This is a genomic window from Gammaproteobacteria bacterium, assembly GCA_029884425.1.
Lineage (GTDB): Bacteria > Pseudomonadota > Gammaproteobacteria > S012-40 > S012-40 > JAOUHV01.
Genome location: JAOUHV010000003.1, coordinates 26,970 through 38,870, shown reverse-complemented (window position 1 = coordinate 38,870; position 11,901 = coordinate 26,970). Strand labels below are relative to the sequence as shown.

8 protein-coding genes and 1 pseudogene are annotated in these 11,901 nt (G+C 52.3%); 4 read left to right on the top strand and 5 right to left on the bottom strand.

The window, feature by feature from the left end; all coding sequences use genetic code 11:
• Positions 1 to 51 precede the first annotated feature (51 nt).
• From OEW58_01250 to gpmI, 4 genes are all read left to right on the top strand, one after another.
• Complete coding sequence (locus OEW58_01250; GenBank protein MDH5299972.1) at positions 52 to 1,692, top strand: alpha-D-glucose phosphate-specific phosphoglucomutase; 1,641 nt, start codon at positions 52 to 54, stop codon at positions 1,690 to 1,692.
• A 17-nt stretch (positions 1,693 to 1,709) separates the two neighbouring features.
• A complete protein-coding gene (locus OEW58_01245) occupies positions 1,710 to 3,137 on the top strand; it encodes a DUF4139 domain-containing protein (protein ID MDH5299971.1) in 1,428 nt (475 codons plus the stop codon).
• A 65-nt stretch (positions 3,138 to 3,202) separates the two neighbouring features.
• Entirely contained in the window at positions 3,203 to 5,605 is a 2,403-nt protein-coding gene (ppsA, locus tag OEW58_01240) for a phosphoenolpyruvate synthase (protein ID MDH5299970.1), read from the top strand.
• Positions 5,606 to 5,698: 93 nt separating this feature from the next.
• Positions 5,699 to 7,246, top strand: a complete 1,548-nt coding sequence (gene gpmI, locus OEW58_01235) for a 2,3-bisphosphoglycerate-independent phosphoglycerate mutase (GenBank protein ID MDH5299969.1) — start codon at positions 5,699 to 5,701, stop codon at positions 7,244 to 7,246.
• A 63-nt stretch (positions 7,247 to 7,309) separates the two neighbouring features.
• Here the strand turns inward: gpmI and OEW58_01230 are convergent, their stop codons facing one another.
• The 5 genes and pseudogenes from OEW58_01230 to OEW58_01210 form a co-directional block, all read right to left on the bottom strand.
• Positions 7,310 to 7,522 carry a hypothetical protein gene (locus OEW58_01230; GenBank protein MDH5299968.1) on the bottom strand — a complete coding sequence of 71 codons (213 nt, stop codon included), beginning with the start codon at positions 7,520 to 7,522 and terminating at the stop codon, positions 7,310 to 7,312.
• 443 nt (positions 7,523 to 7,965) lie between these two features.
• Positions 7,966 to 8,964, bottom strand: a complete 999-nt coding sequence (locus OEW58_01225) for an SUMF1/EgtB/PvdO family nonheme iron enzyme (protein ID MDH5299967.1) — start codon at positions 8,962 to 8,964, stop codon at positions 7,966 to 7,968.
• A gap of 101 nt (positions 8,965 to 9,065) precedes the next feature.
• Positions 9,066 to 9,434 (bottom strand): annotated as a pseudogene (locus OEW58_01220) (NifU family protein).
• Positions 9,435 to 9,968: 534 nt separating this feature from the next.
• Positions 9,969 to 11,360: a sigma 54-interacting transcriptional regulator gene (locus OEW58_01215; protein ID MDH5299966.1), complete on the bottom strand. Its 1,392-nt coding sequence runs from the start codon at positions 11,358 to 11,360 to the stop codon at positions 9,969 to 9,971.
• Positions 11,335 to 11,901, bottom strand: coding sequence for a hypothetical protein (locus tag OEW58_01210; protein ID MDH5299965.1), 567 nt, complete (start codon positions 11,899 to 11,901; stop codon positions 11,335 to 11,337). The genes OEW58_01215 and OEW58_01210 overlap by 26 nt, the downstream gene beginning before the upstream one ends.

Below are 11,901 nucleotides of genomic sequence, written 5' to 3'. Positions count from 1 at the left end.
AATTTCTTCAGCCTTTATGCTTGAGTGAAACTCGACATTAGCGGAAGTCCTATGCAGATTCTGACCGTAGCTACCCAGGCATATACCGACCAAAAACCCGGCACATCGGGTCTTAGGAAAAAAACCCAGGTTTTTGTTTCCAGCAAGCATTACCTGGAAAACTTTGTTCAAGCCGTGTTTAACGCCGTGCCGGCACTGACCGGCGGGAGTTTGGTGTTGGGCGGCGATGGCCGATTTTTTAACCGCAATGCGATTCAGATTATCCTGAAAATCGCCGCAGCCAACGGTGTCAAACAGGTTTGGCTGGGTCAGGGAGGCTGGTTATCCACGCCCGCTGCCTCGTGCGTGATTCGGAAATATCGGGCGACCGGCGGCCTAGTCCTGTCAGCCAGCCACAATCCAGGCGGCCCCGATGGTGATTTTGGCATCAAGTACAACATCAGCAATGGTGGTCCCGCGCCTGAAAACGTGACCGACGCTATCTTCCAAGCCAGTACAAAAATCAATCAATACCGCACGGCGGACACCGCAGATATCGACCTGGATAAGCTCGGCGATACGGCCATTGGCGATATGCGCGTTACCGTCATTGATCCGGTGAGTGATTACGCCGACTTGATGCAGTCGCTGTTCGATTTTGACGCCATCAAAAAAGGCTTTCGCGATGGTTCGCTAAGTATTTTGTTCGACGCCATGCACGCGATTACCGGCCCTTATGCCAAAGAGATTTTGGTCAACCGTCTAGGCGCGCCCGCCAATGCCGTGTTTAACGCAACTCCGCTGGAAGATTTTGGTGATGGGCATCCTGATCCCAATCTGGCGCACGCCACAGAACTGGTTGAGCGCATGTACCGAGATGATGCGCCTGCGCTTGGTGCCGCGTCCGACGGCGATGGCGACAGAAACATGATTCTGGGCAAACAGTTTTTCGTGACGCCCAGCGATAGTTTGGCTGTTCTGGCAGCCAATGCCCAGTACATTCCTGCCTATCGTCATGGCCTCAGCGGCGTCGCGCGATCCATGCCAACCAGTCAAGCCGCTGATGTGGTTGCCGATCAATTGGGCATTAACAAATTTGAAACACCTACCGGATGGAAATTTTTCGGCAATTTGCTTGATGCCGACAAAATCACCCTCTGTGGTGAAGAAAGTTTTGGCACCGGCTCCAATCATGTTCGCGAAAAAGATGGCTTATGGGCTGTGTTGTGCTGGCTGAATATCCTCGCTGCACGCAAACAATCCGTCGCTGACATCGTTACCGCACATTGGGCGAAGTTTGGCCGTCATTATTATTCTCGTCACGATTACGAAGGTATCAATACCTCTTCTGCCAATCAGTTAATGGATGGCTTGCGTGATCAATTGACAACGCTTGGCGGAAAATTACTCGCTGATGGCTATGTAGTCCAATTAGCCGATGATTTTAGCTACACCGATCCGATCGACAACAGTGTCAGTCACAAGCAAGGCATTCGCTTGCTGTTTACCAATGGTGCCCGTTTGATTTTTCGCTTGTCTGGCACCGGCACTGATGGCGCTACCTTGCGCGTTTATCTCGAAAGATACGAGCCCGATGTTAGCAAACAAAATTTGGATACCCAGCAAAGTCTGGCGAGTTTGATTGCTATCGCCCAGCGTGTTGCGCGCATTTCGCAGCTCACTGATCGTGAACAACCTGACGTTATCACATAAATTCTGGAGCGCACATCATGCGAGGATGGGTGTTGGTTTTGGCATTGTTCGCCGGTGCGGCGAATGCGAAGGAAGTGTCCGTTCGTTCTGAAGCGGCAGACCAAAAACAGCTGACCGTGACGGTATACGAAACTGATTTGTTTCATGTCAATGAACAACGTCTACTCATCCTCCCCGAAGGGCGTGTCAATTTGCGCTTGGCCGATGTCAGTCCGCAAATGCAGGCTGATACCCTGCTGATACGTCCGCTGGTTTCGACAAATGCGCCAAAGGTGCTTGAGCAAACCCTGAATACTCAATTGCTGACTCCTAAAAGTTTGCTGGAGAATTTTCGCGGTCGAGAAGCCAAACTAATCAAAACGCACCCGACCACTGGCGAAGAAACCGCAGAACTGGTCACCATCGTTTCCACACAGCAAGGCATCGTGTTAAAAACCCAACGCCACATTGAAGCCACTGTCCCTGGCCGATTGATATTTCCCGACGTCCCCATTGAATTAACGCCTACACCCGCCATCGACATTTTACTCGACAACCCCAAACAGCAAGCACAACTCGTGGAGCTAAGCTATCTCTCCAAAGGAATGCGCTGGCAAGCCAATTACGTTGCTGAACTGGCCGCTGATGGTAAGCATCTTGATTTGACCGCATGGGCGACCGTGTACAACACCAGTGATGCGGATTTTTCACGCGCAACATTGCGACTGGTCGCTGGTGACGTTGGCCAAATTCATCAACCAAGAAATTATGACATGCGCAGCAAAACGCTGATGAATGTCGCAATGGCGGAATCTGCGCCTCCCATTACCGATGCAGGTTCTGACTACCATTTGTTTAGCATCACAGAACCAACGAATCTGGCTGATCGCCAGCAAAAACAACTGCTGTTGTTTAATGCCCGTCAGGTCGCGGTGCAAAAAAATTATGAGTTGATGGGCAATGGACAGCGATACTATAGACATGCTTCCAGCGAGCCAGAAACGCAACATGCATTGATCAAAATTGCATTTGCCAATCGCGCCGATAATCAGCTTGGATTCCCGATGCCCAAAGGTGCGTTCCGTGTTTATCAACGCTCAGCCCAGCCACTGCTTTTTTTGGGCGAATCTCTCATAGATGCCCAACCGGAGCAACGCCAGGTTGAAATTGGCCTGGGTCGGGCGTTTGACATTCAAGCGGTCTATCAACAAACCGATTTCAAGCAACTCCCTGCCGTCAACGGCGTTGCACAGACGGAAAGCGCATATAGCATTCGGCTGCGCAATAGCAGCAATGAGGCTGTCAGCGTGACGATTGCCGAGCCTATTCCTGGCGATTGGCAGTTGCTTTCCTCATCTCATCCGGCCCAATCTGATCGTACTCCTACTGCCCGGTGGCGGCTCAGCGTTCCGCCCAAACAAGAGCAGGTGTTAAACTACCGCGTCAGGATTCGACAAGCCCACTAGCCTGGCTATCGCCAGCCCCTCCTTTCGTCTATGATGTAGCGATATTGCAACAGCCGGAGTTCGAAATGGCCTTTACAAAAAAGTTTGCGGAAATCAACCTGAGCGACATTGGCTCGGTGGGGGGTAAAAATGCGTCACTTGGTGAAATGTACCAGGGACTGAATCATACCGGCGTCAATATTCCCAATGGTTTTGCGCTCACCGCACAGGCTTATTTCCACTTCCTCGATAAAAACGATCTGCGCCAACGCTTAAAAAATGAACTCGACACCTTGGATATCAACGATACCCAATCACTGGCTCGTTGTGGTGCCAAAATCAGACATTGGATTCGTCACGCCAAGATGCCACCCGAGCTGGCAGATGAAATTCGCCAGGCTTACAAGGCACTGGAAGAACAGTATGGGCCCAACCCCGATGTTGCCGTGCGTAGTTCAGCTACTGCCGAAGATTTGCCCAATGCGTCCTTTGCCGGCCAACAAGAAAGCTATCTGAATATTCGCGGCAGCCTTAACCTGATTCACACCTGCCAGCAGGTGTTTGCCTCGCTGTTCACCGATCGCGCCATTGCCTACCGCGAACACCAGGGCTTTGATCACATGAGCATTGGCATTTCCGTGGGCGTACAAAAAATGGTGCGCTCCGACAAAGCTGCTTCCGGCGTCATGTTTACCATCGACACCGAATCTGGATTTAACGATGTCGTTTTCATCACGGCGGCCTACGGTTTGGGTGAAAACATTGTGCAGGGTGCGGTCAATCCCGACGAATATTACGTATTCAAACCCACGCTTCGCACCCAGCATCGTGCCATTCTGAAACGCCAGCGCGGCGATAAAGCGATGAAAATGGTGTACACCAATGAAGTCATTCCCGGGCACTCCACCCGCAACGTTCCGGTGAGCATTGAAGATCGCGAGCGCTTTGCGATTACCGACAACGAAGTGCTGCAACTGGCCAGTTATGCCATTGCCATCGAAGATCATTACTCGAAGAAAAATGGCCGCAAACAGCCCATGGACATCGAGTGGGCCAAAGATGGTGAAGACGGTGAGTTGTACATCGTCCAAGCCAGACCCGAAACGGTGGAATCACAGCGCAAACCCGGCGTGCAGCAAAATTATGAACTGCAAGAACATGGAACCGTGTTGGTTGAAGGGAAATCAGTCGGTCACAAAATTGCGAGTGGTCGCGCACGGGTGATTCTCGATCCCAGTCAGATGAACGAACTGCAACCGGGCGAAGTTCTGGTCACCGACATCACCGATCCCGATTGGGAACCGATCATGAAACGGGCCGCCGGCATCATCACCAATCGTGGTGGACGAACCTGCCATGCTGCCATTGTTGCGCGCGAATTGGGCATTCCTGCGGTGGTTGGTTGCAACACCGCCACCCGCACTATCGAGGATGATGCTGAAGTCACACTATCTTGCGCCCAGGGCGATACCGGCTATGTTTACTCAGGCCAGCTGCGCTACAAGATCACCGAAGTGGATCTCTCCCTGGCCGCCAAGCCTCGCACCAAACTGATGCTGAACCTGGGGAATCCCGAGCAGGCCTTCAAATTGTCGCAAATGCCGGTCGCGGGCGTCGGTCTGGCCAGACTGGAATTCATCATCAACAACAGCATCGGCATTCACCCCCAAGCCCTGCTCAAATTCAATGAGCTGGATGCCGCGACCCAGCAGAAGATTAATCACATCACCTTTGGCTATGCGGACAAAGTGTCGTTTTACGTCGATCGTCTTGCCGAAGGTGTGGGCACCATCGCGGCCGCATTTTACCCTCGGCCGGTTATCGTGCGTCTGAGCGATTTCAAATCCAACGAATACGCGTCCCTACTTGGCGGCCAACAATTCGAGCCGCAAGAAGAAAACCCGATGATTGGTTTCCGCGGTGCCTCGCGCTACCCTTCAGCGCAGTTTGCCCAATGTTTTGCGCTGGAGTGCGCCGCCATGCGCAAAGTGCGCGAGGAAATGGGCCTAGATAATGTCGCGCTGATGATTCCGTTTGTGCGCACCATCGACGAGGCACGCAAGGTTACTGCGCTGCTGGCAGAAAATGGTCTGCGTCGCGGTGAAAAAGGTCTTAAGGTGTACCTGATGTGTGAAATTCCTGCCAATGCATTGTTGGCCGATCAATTCCTCCAGGAGTTCGACGGCTTTTCCATTGGCTCAAACGATTTGACGCAGCTGACACTGGGCGTTGACCGCGATTCGTCCATGGTCAGCCATGATTTTGATGAGCGCAATGAGGCTGTGCTGGCACTGATGGACATGGCCATTCGCGCCTGCCAAAAGGCGAATAAATACATTGGCATTTGCGGTCAGGCTCCTTCCGACTACCCGGAAATCACCCGTTGGCTGGTACAACGCGGGATTGAGTCCATTTCACTGAACCCGGACAGCATTTTAAGCATGACACAGGAAGTCCTGCGGGCAGAGGAAGAGGTCAAGTCGCATTAACAACGCTGGATTTTTGCCGGGAAATGTCGATAATCGCCTGCAGCATTTTTTTGCAACGCGATTCCCAAGGAGAGTTTTGTGACACACCCCAACATGCCACCACGAAAACCAACGTTGTTGGTCATTATGGACGGCGTCGGCATCGGCGAGCCGGGCAGTAACAATGCCGTTGATCTGGCCCGAACCCCAACCTTGGACAAGCTGTTTCAGAGCCGGGCCTACACCACCCTGGAAGCCAGCGGTGGCGCGGTTGGCCTGCCCGATGGCCAAATGGGCAACTCGGAAGTAGGCCATCTTACGCTGGGCTGTGGCACCATTCTTCGCCAGGATCTGGTGCGGATAGACCACTCCATCAAGGATGGCAGCTTCTTTCAAAATTCCGCCCTGTTGCAGGCCATTGGCCATTGCCAGCAGACTGGCCGTCCTTTGCACCTGGTCGGTTTGGTTTCCGACGGCGGAGTGCACAGCCACATCAACCACCTGCTTGCCCTGATTACGCTGTGTGCCCAGCACCAGGTGATTCCCGTTGTGCATATGATTTCAGATGGCCGTGATACCGCGCCCCGCTCGGTTATGAACTATCTGGACCAATTGGAACCGGCCCTACAGGCCGCCAATGGTCACATCGCCACCCTCAGCGGCAGATACTATGCCATGGACCGTGACAAGCGCTGGGAACGCACTCACGCGGCTTGGCGAGCCATGTGTTATGGCGAAGGCAGTAAGGCTCCCACTGCGCGCAAAGCCGTGGAAAACGCCTATGCCGCCAACGTAGGGGATGAATTCATTTCCCCCACAGTGATCGATGCCCAATGGATTATTCACAATCACGATCAAGTGGTGTTTTTTAACTTCCGCAATGATCGGGCAAGACAACTGACCTACGTATTCGCTGGCGCCGAATTTAAGCCCTTTGATCGTGGCGTTTTTGATCCACTGCCACTCACTTGCCTGACCGAATACGATCCGCAGCTGGATTTGCCCATTGCCTTTCCGGCGGACTATCCCAAAACAACCCTGGCCAAGGTTATTGCCGATGCGGGCATCCAGCAGCTGCATTGCGCGGAAACAGAAAAATATGCGCACGTGACGTTTTTCTTTAACGGCGGGCTGGAACAACCCTTCCCCGGCGAGGAACGCATCATGATCAACTCCCCTGAGGTCGCAACCTACGACCTCAAACCGGAAATGAGCGCATCACGTGTGGCTGATACAGTTATCGATGCCATGAAGGCTCGGGAGATGGGATTTATTGTGGTCAACTTCGCCAACGGCGACATGGTGGGTCACACCGCCGCGCGCGATGCTGTGATTCGCGCGGTAGAGGCGCTGGATCAGGAACTGAACCGTGTCCTGGCGGCAGCGGCACAGTGCGATTACAGCGTTATCGTCACGGCCGATCACGGCAATTGTGAAATGCTGCAAGATCCGATCAGCGGCCAGCCGCATACCCAGCACACCACCAACCCTGTGCCTTGCGCTGTCATCGACAGTGATGTGATCAAACTGACCGATGGCGGTGGCCTATCCCAAATTGCCCCGGCGATATTGCAGCTGATGGGTTTGAGCGTACCCAACGGCATGTCGAGCCACCCATTACTGCACTTTCAGCACGCAAGCGCGCAATCCCGAATCGCCTAAAAACACAAAGGCCCTGCGGAATATTTTCCTGCAGGGCCTTGTTTCCTTCCAAGCCAGAACAGATCAGGCTTCGAAGGAGTCGTCAAAATCGTCTTTTAACAGTTCCCGTAAACGCTTTTCTTCGAGCAACTGTTCGATGGCTTTGCGAGCCTTGCCGCTGTTGGCGCCTTTGGGCAACTCTTTTTCGTCGATTGGGCCAATCCCGGTTTCTTCGAACCCGCTTGGTTCCAGATCTTCACTCTGACTGGCATTCACAAATTTACTGCTACCACCCATAACACACCTCATTCCTAGCTCTGCGTGCTTTAAACCTATTCTTCGTATTACCACCTGCTCAGCAAAACAGTGACTGCTCTGTCACTATATATCCGCAATCAGGGATTTTTTTTAACCCCTCAACGGCACTAATACATTGAAAATATTAATCACGGATCAGGGTAATTTATTGAGCTGCGCGCCCTTTCCCTCTCGGAAGAGGAGAACTGCAGTCGGTTGGAGAGGGTCTTCAACAGTTCTCAAAAAGCGTACAACCAATTGTTTTTAGGGAGGTTGTTCAAGTTTTGAGCGACGCGCCATATCAAATTCAGACGCATATTTACCAATCTTTTTTTAACTATGCAACGCTATTTTTGCGTTCCGGCAAAATTTGTATTATCGAGGAATTAATTGTGGGATTGGAGACCGGTCGCCCTGGTGAATCAGGGCAACCGGTTGATGAATCAGGCGTCTTTGGCGCAACGAAAACCAAAGCTGTTGTTTTTGGTCGAGCGGGTGAAAAAACTACGGTTAAACGTCGGTGCGGAAATGCCGCAGCTATAGAACGAACAATCCCACCATGAACCACCTTTGAGTACCTTGTATTTTTCCCCGTAGTTTTCCGTAATGTGGGTATTGCCCGGGTAGGCATCGTACCAGGAGTCGGTCCACTCCCAGACATTGCCGGACACATCGTACAACCCATAAACACTGCGTCCTGCCTCAAATGACCCCACGGGCAACGTATCTCCAGGCTGATCCAGAGCCGCCCACCGCTGTGGGGTGTTGGCATTCTTCAGGTCAAAATCGTTGCCCCAGGGATAAGTCCGACCGTCTTCGCCGCGCGCGGCTTTTTCCCATTCCTCCTGGCTGGGAAGGCGTTTGCCTGCCCATGTACAGTAATCCTTCGCGTCATCCCAGGAAACAAACACCACCGGATGATCGGCCTTGCCTTCGGGATAGGTACGGTTCTGGAAATGCTTGGGCGAGCGATGCTTGGTTTCATCGATAAAACGTTTGTACTGTGCGTTGGTTACTTCAAATTTATCGATCAAATAATCCTGGCGGACTTCAGCCAAATGCTGTGGCCCTTCGTCCGGCAAGCGGTCATTGGTGCCCTTAATGAACTGCCCTGCCGGAATTCGAATCATTTCGTTAGGCGCATCCCCCAACCGCGACGGCGAATAAAACTCCTCGTATTTCAGCGCGGCTTTGAGTTCATCCCGTAAAGCAGTTATCCGTGCCTGATCTCCGGCACTGGCTTTCTTTTTATCGTGGGCTTCAAGGCTGCCATGACAAGTCAGGCACTTGTCTTTTGCCGTTAATTTCACTTGCTTGTGTTTGAAGTCCGGATGGCAGTGAGCACAATCATCCAGTGTCTGACCAACCGCCGCAGCGGCGAAAGAAATCAGGCATCCCCCCAAAACCAACAGGATACGTCGTTTAAGATTGTTTTTTTTCATTACGGCTTACCTATGTTCCCTCGGTGTTTGAGGGACGCTTCTTGTTTTTATGTTATTTCCCAGCAAGCTGCTATTTGCGTTTTGCTGTGTTCTGCGTTGGTTTAAAAAGTATTTTGTACCTCATGCACACCCGGTGAGCGTCTTTTGATGATCCGCTCCACTACATTGCGTAGATCCAGTGTGGCATTGGGGCATCCTACACAAGCCCCCTTTAAGCGAACCTTAACGGTACGTCCTTGAATTTCAATGAGTTCCAGGTCACCGCCATCTTGTGCAAGGATGGCTCTGGCTTCATCAATGGCCAACCGGACCTGAGCCTCGTCGATGGTCTGATCCGACGGCGCTTCCTGCCGATTTTGCTGCGCCAGATGCTGCGCACGCGCCAAACGCAATGCCATCGCCGCATCGATTTGCTCAATGGCATCAAGTTCGTCTTCGGTGTATTGGTGGGCTGGGTCGGTCGAAACCAGGTCTTGCAGCAGGGGAAGTTTTGTTCCTGTCACGTGATTCGCTCCAAACACTGTCTACGACATTCTAAACCGCCAAGCAGACAGGCGTCACGCAACCTATTTGTTTAATTGAAAAATCAGACCATATAGCCCGGATTGTTGCAGGAGAGAAAGCAATGGAGCATTTCCCCTGAATCCGCCAGCCGAACGGCAAGTGAATCCAGGAAAAAACTCGCGAAACGCCAACTTTAGCGATTAACCGATAATGGCGGCGTAGCTGGCAACGTAAAACATGGTGACGCCAACGATAAGTGTGCTGACCAATACTTTCATAAAAAGCGTGCTCCTTTTGTGTTAATTGATCGTGTTTATTTAATCGACGCTGAACAAATTTTCTTGAACTTCAATCGACTCCATCACGATCTAAATCTGCCTTCTTAGCTCAAAATATCGCCCAGACTGAAATGCATGGCAGTAGCGGAAATGGAAAAGTTCTGATGAAGTTTGCAGAGACATGGCAAGCCCGGCTTGCCATGTCTCAAAAAGGCGACAGCATTATCGCCGGGTCTTAAACACAGCAGGGTTTAGCGAATGGCGGTGCAGCAATTTATAAAATTCGGTGCGATTCCGGCTGGCCAGGCGTGCTGCCTGTGACACGTTGCCGCTGGTTAGCTGGAGCAGTTTGAGCAGATAATCGTACTCGAACTGGCGCTTGGCTTCCGTCAACGGCATTACCTCGCCCGACTTGCCGCGCAATGCCTTCAGAACCAGACGGGCGGGAACCACTGGCGATGGGCAAAGTGCGAAGCTCTGCTCGACCACATTTTGCAGCTGGCGAATGTTGCCCGGCCACGGTGCCGTCATCAACATTTCCATGGCCTCTGGCGCAAAGGACTTAACCTTGGTGGAAGAGTCCTTGGCCAGTTTTTCTAAAAAGTGCTTGGCCAGCAATGGGATATCCTGGCGACGCTCTGCCAGTGCGGGAAGCTCAAGCATCACCACGTTCAGGCGGTAGTACAAATCCTCGCGGAAATTGCCCAGACGCACTTCCTCGTCAATGTCACAGTGGGTCGCAGAAATGATGCGCACATCGACATAGGTCGAGCGGGTCGAACCCACGGGACGGATTTGTCGCTCTTGCAAGACACGCAGTAATTTCACCTGCAACGACAGCGGCATGTCGCCGATTTCGTCGAGGAAAATGGTGCCGCCATCGGCGGCTTTGAACAGACCTTCGTAGTTGCCCGCCGCGCCAGTGAACGCGCCTTTGACGTGACCAAACAGCTCTGATTCCAGCAGGTGCTCGGGAATAGCCGCACAATTTACCGCCACAAACGGGCGATCCCGACGGGGACTGGCCGCGTGTACTGCCTTGGCCAATAACTCCTTGCCCGTACCACTTTGACCATGGATAAACACACTGGCATCACTGCCAGCCACCATGTTTGCCTGACTCAACAGCTCTTCCATCGCCGGGCTTTGGGTAATAATGCTTTTGCGCCAAGCCTGGGTAGTCGCGTCATTTTCGTCGGCCGCATGACTGTCACCCACGGACACCGTCATTGCGCGCTGAATTTGTTCCAATAATTGTTTGGGATCAAACGGTTTGGTAATAAACCCGAAAACACCTTGCTTGGTTGCCTCAATGGCCTCGGGGATTGTGCCGTGCGCTGTCAGGATGATAACCGGCAGGCTGGAATTGATTTTGTGAATCGCGTTGAACAGCGCCATACCGTCCATGCCATCCATACGCAAATCGGTGATGACCACTTTGGGGTGATGGATGGAGACTTCGACCAGCGCCTTCTCGCCGCTGTCCACGGCGATGACGTCATATCCCGACGCTTTGAGGCGCATAGAAAAGAGCTTGAGCAGATCGTGGTCATCGTCGACCAGCAGGATCGTTTGATTCTGAACCAGATTATTCGGCGCTGTTTGTAAAGCCATACTCGCGTTCATAAATGCTTTTCTCTATTGATTTCAACGCGTTAATCTGTTTTTTCAACAGATTTGCGTGTTCTTCCTGTTGCTGTAGCTGCGCCTGGAGCTGCCGATTTTTGGCGGACAAGCCCTGGGCATCCCGTTGCGATTTGATTTGTGCGGCTACCAGTTGCAGAAAATTTGCCAATATCATTTGCTTTGAGCGCTGAGCGGTTTGGATTTGCTCATTGGCCAGTTTGGCGGCCTGTTCCTGCTGGGCGGGTACGCCTGACGACGCCAGCAAAAGGACCAGCCTGCCCTTGCCTTCCAGGCTTTTAGCACCTTTTAGTCGGAAGTATTCTGTTTTGCGTTCATCCGCAGTGAAATGCTGGCTGTGTAGCGAATAATCGATCCAATAAGCCAGAATGGCGGCTTCCTGCTGCTCTGCACTGGTCAATTCACGACTACTGTCCCGGTAGCGATAGGGATCGGAACTAAACAGGGACGTGACCGCGCAGCCGGAAAGCCACGGCACGATGATCAAAATCAGTACAATTACTCGTTTCAT

Coding starts and splice junctions, on each gene's coding strand:
- OEW58_01250 (MDH5299972.1), top strand. CDS start 52: ATGCAGATTCTGACCGTAGCTACCCAGGCATATACCGACCAAAAACCC.
- OEW58_01245 (MDH5299971.1), top strand. CDS start 1,710: ATGCGAGGATGGGTGTTGGTTTTGGCATTGTTCGCCGGTGCGGCGAAT.
- ppsA (MDH5299970.1), top strand. CDS start 3,203: ATGGCCTTTACAAAAAAGTTTGCGGAAATCAACCTGAGCGACATTGGC.
- gpmI (MDH5299969.1), top strand. CDS start 5,699: ATGCCACCACGAAAACCAACGTTGTTGGTCATTATGGACGGCGTCGGC.
- OEW58_01230 (MDH5299968.1), bottom strand. CDS start 7,522: ATGGGTGGTAGCAGTAAATTTGTGAATGCCAGTCAGAGTGAAGATCTG.
- OEW58_01225 (MDH5299967.1), bottom strand. CDS start 8,964: ATGAAAAAAAACAATCTTAAACGACGTATCCTGTTGGTTTTGGGGGGA.
- OEW58_01215 (MDH5299966.1), bottom strand. CDS start 11,360: ATGGCTTTACAAACAGCGCCGAATAATCTGGTTCAGAATCAAACGATC.
- OEW58_01210 (MDH5299965.1), bottom strand. CDS start 11,901: ATGAAACGAGTAATTGTACTGATTTTGATCATCGTGCCGTGGCTTTCC.